This is a genomic window from Halobacillus trueperi, from assembly GCF_003386945.1.
Lineage (GTDB): Bacteria > Bacillota > Bacilli > Bacillales > Halobacillaceae > Halobacillus > Halobacillus aidingensis.
In genome coordinates, this window is the sequence record NZ_QUAE01000004.1 from 193,817 (window position 1) to 211,303 (window position 17,487).

General features: G+C 46.0%; 9 protein-coding genes. 7 read left to right on the forward strand and 2 right to left on the reverse strand.

Annotated elements, in window-relative coordinates; translation table 11 throughout:
• The first annotated feature begins 534 nt into the window (after positions 1–534).
• Complete coding sequence (rpoN, locus tag DYE48_RS07480; protein WP_167449463.1) at positions 535–1,851, forward strand: RNA polymerase factor sigma-54; 1,317 nt, start codon at positions 535–537, stop codon at positions 1,849–1,851.
• Between the two features lie 59 nt (positions 1,852–1,910).
• On the forward strand, positions 1,911–2,735 hold the full coding sequence (locus DYE48_RS07485; protein WP_115823085.1) for a YihY/virulence factor BrkB family protein: 825 nt from the start codon (positions 1,911–1,913) through the stop codon (positions 2,733–2,735).
• Between the two features lie 95 nt (positions 2,736–2,830).
• Here the strand turns inward: DYE48_RS07485 and DYE48_RS07490 are convergent, their stop codons facing one another.
• On the reverse strand, positions 2,831–3,880 hold the full coding sequence (locus tag DYE48_RS07490) for a DmpA family aminopeptidase (RefSeq protein ID WP_115823086.1): 1,050 nt from the start codon (positions 3,878–3,880) through the stop codon (positions 2,831–2,833).
• 365 nt (positions 3,881–4,245) lie between these two features.
• Here DYE48_RS07490 and gltB point away from each other — a divergent pair, with 365 nt between their 5' ends.
• The 4 genes from gltB to DYE48_RS07515 all read left to right on the forward strand — a co-directional run bounded on the left by gltB (position 4,246) and on the right by DYE48_RS07515 (position 15,784).
• Positions 4,246–8,826 (forward strand): glutamate synthase large subunit, encoded by a 4,581-nt coding sequence (gene gltB / locus DYE48_RS07495; protein ID WP_115823087.1) that lies wholly within the window; start codon positions 4,246–4,248, stop codon positions 8,824–8,826.
• A 19-nt stretch (positions 8,827–8,845) separates the two neighbouring features.
• Positions 8,846–10,333, forward strand: coding sequence for a glutamate synthase subunit beta (locus DYE48_RS07500; protein WP_115823088.1), 1,488 nt, complete (start codon positions 8,846–8,848; stop codon positions 10,331–10,333).
• Between the two features lie 838 nt (positions 10,334–11,171).
• On the forward strand, positions 11,172–13,208 hold the full coding sequence (locus DYE48_RS07510; RefSeq protein ID WP_115823090.1) for a catalase: 2,037 nt from the start codon (positions 11,172–11,174) through the stop codon (positions 13,206–13,208).
• Positions 13,209–14,434: 1,226 nt separating this feature from the next.
• The gene (locus tag DYE48_RS07515) at positions 14,435–15,784 is read left to right on the forward strand and encodes a dipeptidase (RefSeq protein ID WP_115823091.1); all 1,350 of its coding nucleotides are present in this window, start codon (positions 14,435–14,437) and stop codon (positions 15,782–15,784) included.
• A gap of 25 nt (positions 15,785–15,809) precedes the next feature.
• On the opposite strand, the gene DYE48_RS07520 is transcribed toward DYE48_RS07515, so the two are convergent.
• Positions 15,810–16,442: a GrpB family protein gene (locus DYE48_RS07520; protein ID WP_167449464.1), complete on the reverse strand. Its 633-nt coding sequence runs from the start codon at positions 16,440–16,442 to the stop codon at positions 15,810–15,812.
• Between the two features lie 108 nt (positions 16,443–16,550).
• Here DYE48_RS07520 and DYE48_RS07525 point away from each other — a divergent pair, with 108 nt between their 5' ends.
• Positions 16,551–17,480 carry a hypothetical protein gene (locus tag DYE48_RS07525; protein ID WP_115823092.1) on the forward strand — a complete coding sequence of 310 codons (930 nt, stop codon included), beginning with the start codon at positions 16,551–16,553 and terminating at the stop codon, positions 17,478–17,480.
• The last annotated feature ends 7 nt before the right edge of the window (positions 17,481–17,487 follow it).

A 17,487-nucleotide genomic window follows, 5' to 3' on the forward strand; every position in this document is an offset into this window, starting at 1 on the left:
CTTCTCCCACGGGAGTCTCGCAGCTTCCCAACCACCCCCCCTTCGAGAAATGAGATAAACGAACCCACGTACACGAATGGTGCGTATTCCATAACCACTGCTTTCTAGTTGAAAAGCGCTCTATAGCAAGCGTTAGAATACAAATGACTGCTTTTCTTAAAGTTGAATCCACGGACTTCCAATACGCTGGAAAGCTGCTTATTCTGGAAAAAGTTCGAGACACTCATAGGGTAAAGGGCGGAGGGGAACGGTGAGACTCCTATGGGACGTGTGGGACAGCTGAGACCCCGGAAGGCGTAGCCTGAGGAGGCTCAGCGCCCGCCCCATGGAAAGCGAACTGTTTGCCGGAGCCCCTAAACTCCAACAAACATCTCGAAACTGAGTCTTCCACAATCGGGAGCATTAGTGGTAAACCTACACTAGGAATCTAAAAATTCCATATATATTTGAATTTTTGGTCTGATTAGCCCATCATAAGTAATAGATATATACTGTTAAACAACAATGAAAGCGTTATCAAAACGAGGTGTGGACATGAAGCTTGAATTGACTCATAAGCAAACGACAGGCTTAGTAATGACAACACAAATGCGTCAAGCAATCACGATGCTTCAATGGACCTCTGCTGAATTGTGGGAACATATCCAGCAGGAGATCCATGAGAACCCCATTTTAACGTTAGAAACCCCAACTATGATTCCTTCCAATCGTCATCATCGAGAGGCCTATCACGATCCGATCGATCAAATCGTACCTGACGAAAAAAACTGGCGGGATGGATTGGTGGAACAAGCTGGCTGGTTGAAGGTTGACCAGTCATTAAAAGAAGCGCTTCTTTTTTTAATTGGAAATTTAGATGAACGCGGTTTTTGTACAATTTCTGAGGAAGAAGCGTCACTGCAAACCGGTCAATCATTGAATACGCTCAAACGGGCGAGACGCCTTTTATTGCAATTTGAACCGTTGGGTGTCGGGTGCATGGGTTTTAAAGAATTTTTACTCTTACAGGTAGAAAAGAAGCATCCGGATTCTTCCGTTTTATCTGTATTGATAGAAAATCACTTAGAAGACCTTGCTGCTCAGAACTTCAAAAGGGTAGCCTGTGAACTGGACATAGAGGAAGCGCTCGTCGTCGAAGCCTTGGAAGTCATCCAGTCTTTAGAACCACGTCCGTTGCTTCCGGATCACGGACCGAACAATATCCCGGCGATGCCTGATTTGATACTAGAAAAAAAAGACGGAGGCTATGTGCTGCGTGACCCTTTTTCTGTCAGTGGTCAAATCCAGTGGGATGAGCAGTTGATTCGTATGTACAAAGAGGGAAAGGAAGCCCATGAATATTTGGACGGCTGCTATAAAAAAGCGCGCTGGCTTCTGCAAAGCATAGAGCAACGGCAAAACACCATTTTGAAAGTGACGGAAATGATTATCAAGCACCAGAGAAACTTTTTAAATGGCGGTTCATTAAGGCCGCTCACTTTAAAAAAGGTGGCTAAAAAACTAGGTCTCCATGAGTCCACGATCAGCCGAACCGTTGCAAACAAAGTCTTGCAGACACCGAAGGGAATATACGAATTGAAGAGCTTTTTTGTCACGGGTTACCAATCCGCGGATGGAGCAGAAATTTCTTCCCAATACATTAAAGCTTTAATAGGAGAGATGATTCAAAAAGAAAATCCTCTAAAAGCTTTATCTGATCAAAAGATGGCGACAGAGTTAAAGGAAAAGCATAATGTAAAAGTGTCGCGCCGAACCGTTGCCAAATATCGAGAGTCTCTCAATCTCCCTTCCTCATCCAAACGAAGAGCTTCTGCACGTGAAGGGGGTTCTCCTATTCTTCTACATTCCTAGGTTAATTCCCTGAAAAAAAGGGGATAGTCTAGTAGAAGATAGTTGAGGAGGATTCCCTGGTGAAAAAATTGATATCCTATGTGAAAGATGTGATTGCTGAATTTCAAAAAGACAACATCCCCCTGCTTGGCGCAGCGCAGGCGTATTATTACTTATTGGCCATCGTTCCGCTTTTAATTTTAGTGTTATCGATTCTTCCCTTTTTGAATATAGACGCTGAAACCGCCATTCAGGCCATAAGCAATGTTATCCCAAGTGATACAGCCCAAGTGTTCAGGGAGAACATCGTCGCTGTGGTGGAAAAACCAAGCGGTGGGCTTTTGACTGTTGGTATCTTAGGGACGCTTTGGTCTGCTTCGAACGGGATCAACGCGTTCATTCAGTCCTCGAACTTGGCTTATAATGTGGAAGAGACAAGGTCATTCATTAAAGTCCGTCTTCTTTCCATCGTGTTGACGATCGGGATGATACTAGCGATTATCGTTGCGCTCCTACTGCCTGTATTCGGCCAGGTCTTGATTGATATGATCAACATGCCATCTCAAACAGCCATCCTATTGCAAGTGCTGCGCTGGACGTTGAGTATCGTTGTCATTGGCGCCGTTCTTATGGCCCTTTATCACTTCGCGCCAAATAAGAACATTCCCTTTAAACATATCCTTCCTGGTGCGATTATCACGGCTGTGCTCTGGCAGTTGATTTCTCTTGCCTTCTCTTTCTATGTCAGTAACTTCGGAAATTATTCCGCAACCTATGGAAGTCTTGGAGGAATTATCATTTTAATGTTATGGTTCTTCCTTACAGGGATCATCTTAATGGTAGGCGCTGAAATTAATGTCATTTACCACCGTCGTCATGGCGGAGGCAAAAGGAAAGCAGCTTAACCCTTTTACAAAAATCATAGCTTTGTTATGAAGAAAGGTTCCGTCCCCAAAGTGGTGGACGGAACCTTTTTCTATTTGTACTTAACCCCTGTGAACTAAAATTTGATTGGATAGCGTTTTAGGAGTTCCGTTAATGTAGGTCTTTGATGGTTGTCTCTCCCGGTCACCGGCGTCGCTTGAAAGAGAGATTCAAGAATGGATTCCTCGGTAGCTTCCCCAACAGCACGGAAGGCTTCGTCCATATCTTCTTCATGGATAAATGAAAAAGTAATCGTTTCCTCAGGTTTCTCATGGGTGATGGTTGTAGCCGTCGAGAATCCGAGGACAACATCGCCACTCCCATTTCCAATCATCGCCCCGGTCCTTGATAATCCAGTCACCGTTCGTTTGCATATCCTTTTCAATTGCCGATGTGACACTGGGAGGTCTGTTGCGACCACAATCATGATCGACCCTCTATCTTTTTCCTCTTCTGCTTGAATGCAGTCCTTCAGCTTTTGCCCAACCGGGTGACCATCAATCCTAAGATCACTCAGTTTACCGAAATTCGTAAGGGTCAGAACTCCTATCGTATAGTCGCCATGTGCAAGCTGTACCTTCCGTGAAGAAGAACCGATTCCACCTTTCAATGAATAACAAAGCATCCCCCGCCCTGCTCCGACACAACCTTCCTTAAAGTGATCCTCGGCATCTGCAATGGCTTGAAGAACATGTTCCTTCGTCACCGCCTGTTCCCTAATATCATTGATATACATGTCGTTGCATTCCCCGATGACAGGGTTGACTGTCCCTGTGGTCCGGCCGATCTCCTGATTTCGCTCAAGAGTGTAAGCAACGAGAGCATCATAAGCGGCTCCCACACCGAACGTGTTGGTCAATACAATAGGGGTTTCCAGTGTTCCCAGTTCTTCAAGCTGAATCGTTCCTGCCGTTTTGCCGAACCCGTTAATGACATGAGCACACGCCACCGTTTTATTTTGAAAAAGGTTGCCTTGGTGCGGAAGAATGGCGGTAACTCCTGTCTGGACTCTATTCTTGTTTAATGTATAATGGCCGACGGTCACTCCAGGAACGTCGGTGATTTGATTTCGTTCACCGATAGGCATAGATCCTATGGTGATTCCGTGCTCTCGGGTTTTATTCATCGTTACACCTCCACATGTCCTATTCGCAATGCATCGTGTGAATTCCTCCCTGGTGTATGTTCATACAACCGAAGGATTTTATATACATATTCCGATAGAAAAGTAGATTTATTTTTGTATAAAACGAGTATAAGAGAAAAAAATTCTTCGTTTTTCTAAGTTTTTTTGTTTGCGCTTACATCCTTTTAATATTCGGGTTTCTCATGAATTTGAATTGTCGCATTAACGTGAAAATTCAGCAGTTGAGTGCGTCAAGAGCGTGATTCTTAAGGTCTTTCATGCTATACTAGTAAGAAACTGAAAAGACAGAATTTTTTAATTTTTGCCTGTAACCTACAAGAATATGTCCGCTAGGGGGAAAAAATATGCAAAAACACGGATATCCTGTTCCACAGGGGCTATATCATCCGGAAAATGAGCATGAAGCTTGTGGTATCGGAGTGATTGCCAACATAGACGGAACGAAGAGTCACAGTATCGTAGAGAATGCCATCACTATTCTATGTAACTTAGAACACCGTGGTGGACAATCTGCGGATGTCAGTACAGGAGATGGGGCTGGAATACTGACGCAGATCCCTCACCATTTTTTCGAAGCGCAATGTGAGAAGGAAGATATATATTTGCCTGAAGCCGGTAAATATGGCATAGGTATGATTTTCTTTCCCGAAGATCATGAAACAAGAACCGAATGTATGCAGACGTTTGAGCGTATCGTCGCTGAAGAAGGACAAGAGTTCCTAGGATGGCGTACGGTACCGGTAAACGATTCGTTTGTTGGGGAAGATGCGAAGAAGACCAAACCGTTTATTCGTCAGGCTTTCGTGGCTCCGTCAGGAAATGTCCAAACTCAAATGGATTTGGAGCGCCGCCTGTACATCATTCGTAAGCGAGCGGAAATCGAGATCGCTGGAAAAGACGGGTACGATGACTTTTATATCAGCAGTTTGTCATCGAACACGATCGTCTATAAAGGGATGCTGATCCCTGAACAGCTGGATTCCTTTTATATCGATCTGAACCACCCGGATTTCAAAACGGCCCTCGCTTTAGTGCACTCCCGCTTTAGTACGAACACCTTCCCGAGCTGGAAACGTTCGCACCCGAACCGATTCACCATTCACAATGGAGAGTTTAATACATTACGAGGCAATGTCAACTGGATGAGAGCACGCCAGGAGCTTTGCAACTCGGAATATTTCAGTGAAGAAGATTTGCAAAAACTTCTTCCTGTCATCGATTCCAACGGTAGTGACTCTTCCATGTTTGATAATGCCTTTGAATTCTTATACTTGTCCGGTCGTTCACTTGCTCACACAGCCATGATGATGGTTCCTGAGCCATGGTCTAATGATGAAACGATTCAGGAAGACAAGAAGAATTTCTATGAATACCATAGCTGCTTAATGGAGCCGTGGGATGGGCCGGCTGCCCTTGCATACACGAATGGAAAACAAATTGGTGCATGCCTCGACCGTAACGGCTTGCGTCCTGCGCGTTATTACGTAACAAAAGACGGGATGATTGTCCTTGGGTCTGAAGTGGGTGCCCTCGATATTTTCGCTGACGACATTTTGTATAAAGATCGTCTCGCGCCAGGGAAGATGCTTCTTGTTGACCTTGAAGAAGGGAAAATCATTCCAGATGATGAAATTAAATTGCAAATTGCTCGTGAGAAGCCGTATAAAGAATGGATTGAAGAGAACAAATTCGATTTAGAAGACCTTCCTGAACCGATGACCGAACACCGGCCGGTTGAAAACTTGATCGATCAGCAGCTTGCTTTCGGATATACGACTGAGGAATTAAACAAAATCCTCTTGCCAATGGTCAACGATAAAAAAGACCCCGTGGGCTCGATGGGATACGATTCACCGCTTGCTGTGCTTTCTAAAAAGCCACAATTACTGTACAGCTATTTCAAGCAGTTGTTTGCTCAGGTAACGAACCCGCCGATTGACGCCATCCGTGAAAAGTTGATTACGATGGTGGAAACGACGATTGGAGCAGAAGGGAACCTGGTGGATCCCAAACCAGAAAGCTGTCGTCAAATCCGATTGCAGACACCGATTTTGACCAACCGTGAACTTGAACAGATCCGTCAGCAGGATTTAGAAGGGTTCGCAGCACGTACGCTTTCCATTCTTTTCGATGCAGAAGAAGGCGGTTTGAAGCCTGCGCTTGATCGTTTATGTGAAGAAGCGGATGCAGCCGTAGAAGATGGTACGACGCTGATTGTCCTATCGGATCGTGGGATCAGTGAAGAGTATGCAGCCATACCTTCTCTGCTTGCCGTATCCGGGCTGCACCATCATCTCATTCGTAAAGGAACACGTACGAAAGTGAGCCTGATTATTGAATCTGGAGAGGCGCGTGAGGTGCATCATTTCGCGACACTGCTCGGTTATGGAGCGGAAGGAATCAACCCTTATCTTGCGTATGAATCCTTGAGGGATATGATGGAACGCGATCTGCTTGAAGCAGAATCCCATGAAGCGGCTGTGCAGACGTATATCAATTCTGCAACAGACGGAATCATCAAGGTCCTTTCTAAGATGGGAATTTCGACAATCCAAAGTTACCGTGGGGCACAAATTTTTGAAGCTGTCGGTATTCATAAAGATGTCATCGACCAGTATTTCACACGAACAGCTTCTCGTCTTGGCGGGATTGGTCTCGATATCATCGAAAAAGAAGTGCTTATGCGTCATGAAGTTGCTTATGGAGAAACGCGTGGATCGAACCGTACACTTGAAGCAGGCGATGAATATCAGTACCGCCATAACGGGGAAGATCATCAGTACAACCCGCAGACGATTGCAACATTGCAGCACGCCTGCCGTTCGAACGACTATGACCTTTTCAAACAATATTCCAAGATGTTGACTGATGAAAAGAACAACTTACAGTCTCTGCGTGGATTGCTTTCCTTCAAGGATCGCCCGTCCATTCCGGTTGAAGAAGTTGAGTCTGTCGAAGATATTTGCAGACGTTTCAAAACGGGAGCTATGTCTTTCGGTTCCATCAGTGAAGAGGCTCACGAAGCCTTAGCCATTGCAATGAACCGTATTGGAGGCAGAAGTAATTCCGGTGAAGGTGGGGAAGATCCAAAACGCTTCACACCGGAAGAGAACGGTGACTTGAAACGGAGTGCCATCAAACAGGTAGCATCCGGACGTTTCGGAGTGAACAGCCATTATCTTGTGAACGCGGATGAAATCCAAATTAAAGTCGCTCAGGGAGCCAAGCCGGGTGAAGGTGGTCACCTTCCAGGCAAGAAAGTGTATCCGTGGGTAGCAGAAGTCCGTGGTTCCACACCTGGTGTTGAACTCATTTCACCACCACCGCACCACGACATCTACTCCATCGAAGACTTGGCTGAGCTGATTTATAACTTGAAAAATGCCAATCCGAAGGCTCGTGTCAGCGTGAAGCTCGTTTCTGCTGTCGGCGTTGGAACAATCGCTGCCGGGGTAGCGAAAGGACGTGCCGATCTCGTATTGATCAGTGGGTACGATGGAGGCACGGGTGCGGCACCGAGAACAAGTATTAAGCACACCGGTCTGCCTTGGGAAATCGGTCTTGCTGAAACGCACCAGACGCTGGTCCTTGACCGTCTGCGCGATCGGATCGTCGTTGAAACAGACGGAAAAATGATGACGGGTCGTGACGTTGTGGTCGCCTCCTTATTAGGAGCGGAAGAATACGGATTCTCAACCGCACCACTCGTCGTCCTCGGTTGTGTCATGATGCGTGTCTGCCACTTGAACACATGTCCGGTCGGTGTAGCGACCCAGGACCCTGAACTTCGTAAGAAATTCACAGGGGAAGCCGATCACCTCGAGAACTTTATGCGTTTCATCGCACAAGAAGCTCGTGAACTCATGGCAGAGCTCGGCTTCCGTACGATCAATGAAATGATCGGCCGTACCGATGTTTTACAGACCAACGAAGCTGTTGATCACTGGAAAGCCAAAGGCGTCGACTTGTCTGCCTTGCTTTACCAGCCTGATGTTCCTGCCGACTATGGTCGTTTTGCCGTCAGAAAGCAGGATCATGGCCTTGAGAAGACGCTGGATATGGAAGAATTGATCCCACTTTGCAAGAAAGCCATTGAAACCGGTGAGCCGGTGGAAGGCACAGGGTCAATCCGTAACATCCACCGTGTCACAGGTACGATCCTAGGTAGTGAAATTACACGTCGTTATGGAGCGGAAGGACTTCCAGAAGACACGATCAAGTTGACCTTCAAAGGTTCGGCTGGCCAGAGTTTTGGAGCCTTCATTCCGAAAGGGGTCACCCTTCGTCTTGTTGGTGATTCTAATGATTACGTAGGAAAAGGATTGTCCGGTGGTAAAATCATCGTCCATCCATCACCGAAGTCTTCATTCGTTCCGGAGGAAAACACGATTATCGGAAACGTAGCTTTATACGGCGCTTCAGCTGGAGAAGCTTACATCAATGGTCTTGCAGGTGAGCGATTCTGTGTTAGAAATAGTGGAGCAGACGTCGTTGTTGAAGGTGTCGGAGACCATGGATGCGAATATATGACAGGCGGGAAAGTCGTCGTCCTTGGAGGCACAGGGCGTAACTTTGCGGCAGGAATGTCCGGAGGAGTCGCTTACGTGCTGGATGAGTCTGAACTTCCTTTTGATACAAAATGCAATAAAGAGCTCGTTCATCTGCAGCAGTTGGCAGATGCGAATGAAATCCAAGAACTCTATGACATGATCGAAAAACATGTTTCCTATACAAACAGTCCACGTGGTCAACGGATTCTTGCCAATTGGAGCGACTATGTATCTAAATTCGTTAAAGTCATTCCGAGAGATTACTTGGCGATGCAAGAGCGAATCAAGAACTTGAGAGCCAGTGGCCTTGAGAAGTTTGATGCTGAAATGACCGCTTTTGATGAACGCAACAAACCGGTAGAAACAGTCAAATAACGGAGAAGGGGGAGATCTGATGGGAAAGTCTACTGGATTCATGGAATACACACGCCAATCCACACCTGAGCGCGATCCTGAAACAAGAATAAAAGATTGGGAAGATTACAAGCTTCCCCTTTCAGATGAAGAAGCACAAAAGCAAGGGGCACGCTGCATGGACTGCGGCGTACCTACTTGCCATTCTGGAATGGAGATCAACGGCATCACAAGTGGTTGTCCTGTTTATCACTTGATACCCGAATGGAACGATCTGGTGTATCAGGGGAAATGGAAGGAAGCCCTTGCCAAAGAACACGAAATGAACAACTTCCCGGAGTTCACAGGGTTTGCATGTCCTGCTCCGTGTGAAGGAGCTTGTGTTCTTGGAATCAACGAACCACCAGTAGCTATTCGCAGTGTAGAGAGATCTATCATTGAAAAAGGATTTGAGGAAGGCTGGGTCAAGCCAGAACCACCAGCTTATCGCACAGGTAAAAAAGTAGCGGTCGTCGGTTCCGGGCCTGCAGGTCTGGCAGCCGCTGCACAGCTGAACAAAGCAGGCCACTGGGTCACGGTTTATGAGCGTAACGACCGTGTCGGTGGATTGCTCACTTATGGAATTCCTGAAATGAAGCTGCCTTATTCCGTGGTCGAACGTCGCGTGAACATTTTAAAAGAAGAAGGCATCCAGTTCATGACAAACACAGAAGTTGGTCGTGATTATCCCGTCTCTCGTCTGAATGAAGAGTATGACACAGTCATTCTTTGTGGCGGAGCGACAACGCCAAGGAACCTGGAAGTAGATGGACGCAACTTGAAAGGCATCCACTATGCAATGGACTTCCTACACTCCAACACAAAGAGTCTTCTCGATTCCGATCATGAAGACGGAAACTACATCAGTGCGAAAGACAAAAATGTCATTGTCATCGGTGGAGGGGACACAGGAACCGACTGTATGGCGACATCCATGCGTCACGGCTGTAAGAGCCTGACTCAGTTTGATATTTATGATAAAAAAGGTTCTACACGTGACAATGAAGTCAACCCTTGGCCACAGTATCCGGTCATCCACCGCGTGGAGTATGGCCAAAAAGAAGCAGAAGCGAAGTTCGACAAAGACCCACGTGCCTATGCAGTTATGACGAAGAGGTTCGTTGGAGATGAGAACAACCGTATTAAAGAAGTGCACACGATTGACGTCGCTCTTTCTTACGACGAAAATGGCAACAAAGTCCGTACTGAAATCCCAGGCACAGAAAAAGTATGGGAAGCAGACCTTGTCTTGCTTGCCATCGGTTTCAGCGGACCGGAACAAGATTTAATCGATAAACTCGGCATTGAAACGACCGTCCGTTCAAACGTTGCCGCCCAGTACGGGAACTACACGACGAACGTCGAAGGCGTATTCGCTGCCGGAGATATGCGCCGCGGGCAGAGCTTGATTGTTTGGGCCATCAACGAAGGCCGTGAAGTCGCACGTGAATGCGATCGCTACATGATGGGCGCATCTCAGCTACCATAAATATGATTAACCCTTTTAGCCACCTCTGAAACAGAGGTGGCTTTTTGTGTTTAGCACCTTAAACTTATATTGGTTTACTAAAAGAGTTATTCAACAATATGGCAGGATTGTTGAAGACTTGATTTCGAGATGTTTCGGGGTTCGTTGCTGAGTTGAGCGTCAGGGGTGGCTGGGAAGCAACTTGCTTTCCTGTGGGGGAGCGCCGAGCTTCCTCGGACTGCGTCCTGCGGGATCTCGCCTATCTCCTTCTCCCACGGGAGTCTCGCAGCTTCCCAACCCCCCCCTACCATGAAAGTGAGAAACGAACCCATTTACTGTGGGAGGGTGCCTTCCACTATCCTGGTCTTATACGCAAAAAGCGCTCTATAACAAGTTTTTTGCATGCAGAATAGTGTGCTTAGGAGTTCATTCCCCTCCAATAACCATGTATATAAAAGCAGCTAATTCCGAAAGTGGTTTCGAGATACTTAAATGGCAAAGGGGCGGAGGGGAATGGCGAGACTCCTGCGGGAAAAAAGTGCATGGTGAGACCCCACAGGACGCAGTCCGAGGAGGCTCACCGCGCTCCCGCGGAAAGCGAGCCATTCCCCGCAGCCCCTAAACGCACACAAAAGTCTCGAAACTGAGTCTTTAAGAAAAGGGAGCTTTTACGAAATAATCACTATAAGGAATTACTTTTAAGAGTTAGAGTTTCTTCGTTGTTTACGAACACCTTCCGACAAACTACTTTTTTAGAAGAATAATTGTGTGTTTATTCTGTCGAATCGGCGGGTACGTAGATTGTAATGTTTATTTATTACTTACCATTCTAAGGAGTGGTTTCTTAAGGAGGAGCTCAATGAGTAATAAAAGATCAAGAAAAGATGAGCAATTGGATCAGTTCCGGGTGGATGACTCCGGCAAACATATGACGACGAACCATGGAGTCAAAGTATCAGAAGACGAATTTTCATTAAAAGCAGGTGTGCGTGGTCCTTCCCTATTAGAGGACTTTCATTTTCGTGAAAAAATGACTCACTTCGACCATGAGCGTATCCCTGAGCGTATTGTTCACGCGAGAGGTTTTTCCGCACATGGAGAATTTCAATTATATGAATCGCTTGAGAAATACACAAAAGCTGATTTTCTAAATGATACATCAAAAACTACGCCGACATTTGTAAGGTTTTCAACAGTTGCTGGTTCCAAAGGTTCCGCAGAAACGGTGCGTGACGCTAGAGGATTCGCAACGAAATTTTACACAGAAGAAGGAAACTATGACTTAGTCGGAAATAACATACCCGTCTTCTTTATCCAGGATGCTATCAAATTCCCTGACCTTGTCCATGCAGTCAAACCTGAACCACATAACGCGATGCCGCAAGCAGCGTCTGCCCATGATACGTTCTGGGACTTCGTTAGCCAAAACCAGGAGTCTGCCCATATGGTGATGTGGACGATGTCTGATCGCGCTATTCCTAGAAGTCTTCGCATGATGGAAGGCTTCGGTGTTCACACATTCCGTTTAGTAAACAAAGAAGGAAAAGCGCATTTCGTTAAGTTCCACTGGAAACCTGTCCTTGGTACGCACTCCCTCGTATGGGACGAAGCCCAAAAAATCAATGGTAAAGACCCTGATTTCCACCGGGGAGATCTTTATAACTCCATTGAAAACGGTGATTACCCTGAGTATGAGCTTGGTATCCAAGTGATTCCAGAAGAAGATGAGTTCAAGTTTGATTTTGATGTTCTGGACCCAACGAAGCTGTGGCCGGAAGAAGACGTTCCTGTTCAAATTGTTGGTAAAATGACGTTGAATCGTAATGTGGATAACGTGTTTGCTGAAAACGAGCAGGTGGCCTACCACCCAGGAAACGTCGTACCAGGCATTGATTTTACGAATGATCCGTTGTTACAGGGGCGTTTATTCTCCTACACAGATACACAGTTGATCCGTTTAGGTGGACCTAATTTCCATGAACTTCCGATCAACCGTCCTGTCTGTCCTTTCTTTAATAATCAACGCGATGGCTACGGCCGTCAAACGATTAATAAAGGTCAGGTCAGCTATCATAAAAACTCACTTGCGAACAACACCCCGACGCCTGCAAGTGAAGAAGAAGGTGGCTATGCCCACTACCAGGAAAAAGTGGAAGGTTATAAGATTCGTGCCCGCAGTGACAGCTTTAAAGATCACTTTTCTCAGGCTACCCTGTTCTGGAACAGCATGAGTGATCACGAAAAAGAGCACCTAATCAATGCGTTCAGCTTTGAACTTGGAAAAGTGGAAAGCGAGGCAATTCGTGAAGAAGCGGTGAAAATGTTTGCTAATGTAAGCCTTGAGCTTGCCCAAGGCTTCGCTAAAAACATTGGCGTCACTCCTCCAGAGAGTGGAGGATCTGACGTGAAAAAATCTTCTCCTGCACTCAGCCAGGCGAATACGGTTCACAAGCCATCTACCCGTAAAGTCGGAGTCATTTTAGCTAACGGCTTCAACGGAAAAGACGTTACTCAGGCTCTGAAGGAACTTTCTTCAGAAGGAGTCATGACAGAAATCATTAGTGATAAGCAGGGAATGGTCAAAGGTGATGACGGTTCAGAATTTAAAGTCGATCACACTTTCCTTACTACTGATTCCGTTCTGTATGATGCGCTGTATGCGGTCGGAGGGAGCAATGAGGAAGAGGCGTTCAAGAAGCATGCCTCTCATTTCCTTAACGAAGCATTCTCTCACTACAAACCGCTGGGTGCTACCCACAATGCTGTTCAGTGGTTGAGCGATAACAAGCTCGCCGATCACAGCGGTGTCGTAGCTGGTGATGATGTCAAAGGTTTCACAGAAGATTTCGTACATGCAGTGGCTGCCCACCGCCACTGGGATCGTCAATTAATTTAACAACAACCCTGCCGCCCTACCTTTCACCCCGGGGCCGGTGGGGTTTTTATCTTACTCTCATAAACGCTAGTCATAGTGGTTTGTTCTGTCTCAACTATCCATGTCCAACGAAAAACATTTATAAAATAATAAGTAAGCCATAGACCAAAAGCCATTGATTCATCAAGTTGAGCATAGTCTTGAAAGGGAAAAAGGGACGATTTTTCGTATAGTTTGTTTAAATCGCGTGATGATAAGGAAAAGGGTGAATAAATACAAAAAGACGAAGAGGTGATTCCATGATTCGTACAATCTTAATGATCATTGGTTTAATTGTAGTGATTAGCTTCATTATTTCCATGCTATAATAATTAATTTAATAAGAATGAAGAAAATGACCGGTATTCAAATACTGGTCATTTTTATGCTCAAATTTTTTTTAGCATGGCTGTGAATACAATAATTAGTTAAAGAATATGGCAGGATTGTGTAAGACTCAGTTTCGAGACTTTTGTTGAGTGGATGGGGGCTGCGGGGAATGGCTCGCTTTCCGCGGGAGCGCGGTGAGCCTCCTCGAGCTTCGCTCTGCGGGGTCTCACCAAGCACTTTTTTCCTCTTCTATATCCGGTTCCGGCGCCTAGCGGCTAGTGAGACTTCCCTCGCTTCTGTACGATAAGTCAACATCGAATCACTCCGTTCTTCGTGTTTCCTTTATCTCCGCCAGCTCAGTCCAGTCCATACGCCGCTGATCGAGGCGCCTGCACACTTAAGGTAGGAGTCTCCCCATTCCCCTCCGCCCCTTTGCCATGGAAGATTCTCGAAACCACTTCTGGAAAAATCAGCTTGTATGATTGAGGGAAGTGGATAAACACAACGTAAAAGCTTGATCCAGAGCGCTTTATGCATGCTTAGGAGAGAAGAGTGGGAGAAACTCGTTCTCGGTATAGGGGTTCGTTTCTCCCTTACATGGAATGGGGTTGTTGGGAAGCTGCGAGACTCCCGTGGGAGAAGGAGATAGGCGAGATCCCGCAAGGCGATAGCCTGAGGAAGCTCGGCGCTCCCCCACAGGAAAGCGAGTAGCTTCCCAACCACCCCTGACTCCAAATGAGGCAAACGAACCCCGGATTATCTCGAAACTGAGTCTTCCACAATCGAGAGCTTTTGTTGAAGAGAAGAGGTGTCTGTGTTTCAGCGATTAAGAAAATTTCGGTATAATGAAAGAAAATGATTAGAAGGAGGACAAAAAGGTGAAGGAAGCAGTTGAGTTACATAAAGGTCAGTTTATTGAAGAATTAAAACAGTATTTAAGCATACCAAGTATTTCTTCCTTGTCTAAACATAAAGAAGACGTCAAAGAGGCGGCGGATTGGACAGCGAGTGCCTTGAAAAAAGCCGGCATGGAGAATGTGGAAGTCATCCCTACAGAGGGGCATCCAATTGTTTATGCGGATTGGCTTCATGCAAAAGGAAAGCCGACGGTTCTTGTGTACGGTCACTATGACGTGCAGCCGGAAGATCCGATTGACTTATGGGAAACCCCGCCATTTGAACCGGTTATCAGAGACGGGAAAATTTTCGCCAGGGGAGCTACGGATGATAAAGGTCAGCTCTTTATCCATATCAAAGCAGTCGATCTTCTTATGAAAGAAAAGGGCGAGCTTCCGGTCAATGTGAAGTTTGTCATTGAAGGAGAAGAGGAAATCGCAAGCCCGAACCTTGGTCCTTTCATTCAGGATAATGAGGAAAAGCTTGCTTGTGATGCGGTAGTCATCAGTGATACGTCCTTTAGTGAGAAAGGGCAGCCGGCCATCTGTACATCTTTACGTGGGGCTTTGGCTATGGAGCTGACTGTCACAACCGCCAATTCGGATTTGCATTCGGGCACCTATGGCGGTGGCGTACCAAATTCGATTCATGCCCTCGTCCAACTGTTGGATTCGCTGCATGAAGAAAATGGCCGTATTGCCGTTGAAGGCTTTTACAAAGGTGTTCCGGAACCTACAGAAGCTTTAAGAAAAGAAGTAGCGGAAGTCCCATTCAATGAAGAGCGCACCAAGCAGGAATTAGAACTTGATGAACTTTTCGGAGAGGAAGGGTTCACTTTTCATGAGCGTGTCGGTATCCGACCGACGCTTGAAATCAACGGAATTACAGGTGGATTCCAAGGCGAAGGCTTGAAAACGATCGTTCCTAAAGAAGCGAGTGCGAAAATCAGCTGCCGTCTCGTTGGTGGACAGGATCCCCAGAAGGTTTTTGAGGCGATTCAACGTCATGTAGCCGATAACCGACCAGTGGGTGCGAAAGTTGACCTTCATCAGTACATTAAAGCAGACCCGGTGGCGATTGATTCAAAAAATCCTTATATTCAAAAAGCGGCAGATGCGTTTGAAAGTGTGTACGATGTGCGGCCGCTATTCCCCAAGGAGGGCGGTTCGATTCCAATTGTCGAAGTTTTCGGTCGTGTGTTAGATGCACCGGTCGTATTGATGGGCTTCGGACTTCCGACAGAAAACCTGCATGCGCCAAATGAACATTTTCATCTTGAGAATTTCACTAAAGGGATAGAAACGGTTTGTAAATACCTTCAAGAGTTATAAAGGGAAAAGGCTGAGAATGAAGCTCTCAGCCTTTTTTATATGCAAGATCAAGAATGGACTGGATGAAGGGCCCTTTTTTCTCTGTGTACACCGAGCGTTCTCTATAGGTCTCAGCTAACTGTTTTTTTAGAGATTCATAGGCTTTGGCGGATCCCGGGTTCGCACGCAAGTAGTTTCGGAATATAATTTTTTCCTCCCACTCGGAGCCTTTCCATTCACAGATGTGCAGGTGGAAGGTGTCGTTCGTATTGGTTTCTTTTTTGAAAAAGCGTCTTGTCCTTAATTCAGGCTTAGGAACATATTCATACCCTGCTTGTGAAAGGGGAGGAATGTAGCGTGTGAACTCATCAAGGTCCTCCACCCCTAATAAAATATCAATAATTGGCTTAGCGGGGAGGTTTGGTACAGAAGTACTCCCAATGTGCTCGATGGGAATGGTCGGATCCCCGAGTTCTTGTATGATGGCGTTTTTTTCTCTAGCGAAGGCCTCAGGCCATTCGGATTGATAAGGAGAAAGCTGTACACGATTTTGATGTTTCTGTTCATCGCAGGTGAAGCAGTTCAGTGTTTTGCTTTCAGACAAAACCCCATTCAAGAACCCATTTTCACAATAGATCGTTGTGCCGCATTCAGCACACGTGCCAACTTTTTCGTGCACGACGGTCACTCCCTTACCTTTTAGATTTTGGATATGTCTGTCTTTTTTTGTCAAAACGAAACGTTAAAATGTTAGAATAGTAGAAAGATACTAGTTAGGAGGATGATCATGGAACAACTTCAGACAAAGCCAAAGACGTTTGGCGAAATACTTGATCATACATTCAGTATATCAAAGAAAAACTTCGGTCCTTTATTTCTCACATTACTCATTATATTTGCGCCGCTCTACATATTTGATTACTTATTCATGGTGCTGAGCGGGATCAACTTGTTCCGCGAGCCGTCAGGAGGAGGATTCACAGAAGGGGTCCTGAACAACCTGGATACGGCAGCGGCTACCCAGGAGCTTGTGGCGACAAATCTTGGGATCGGTATGGAAATGTTGTATTTACTTGTTTCTACTGTTCTTGCCATTATCATCTATCCGATTGCCCAGGCATCGGTCATTGTAGCGACGAGTAAAGCACTGAAGAGTGAAACCTGGTCCAAAGGTCAAGCGATTAAAGGGGCGTTCTCAAGGTTTTGGCCGATCATTGGAAGCACAGCCTTGATGGGAGTCATATTCGGAGTCGCCGTCTTTATCGGGTTTCTTCTTTTCGGTATTTTAGGAGGCATTAGCTTTGCGAGGGATGGCTTTGGAGTAGGATTCATTATGTCGATCATCCTCGGTCTGTTGTTTTTCGCGGCGGTCGCTTTTTTTGTGACCAAACTGAGCATGTTTTTTGGAGCGATCGTTTTCCAAAAGGTCGCCCCGGGTTTTTCAAAAAGCTGGCAGCTGACGAAAGGACGCTTCTGGTTCACATTCGGATTGTTCATCGTCTTCTTCATCATCACCATCTTGCTTACTTCCGTAATGGAGGGGGTCTCTGCGCTTCTTTTAGGTGGTAGTCTTCTGGGCCGTGTGCTGACAGACCTTGCTTCCATCATTACGACATTGTTTATGATGGTCGGTTATACGGTGCTGTTTTTTGACTTGAAAACAAGGAACGAAGCGGATGATTTGAAAGATATGATTGCTTCTTACAAAGAATCATGAACGTAGG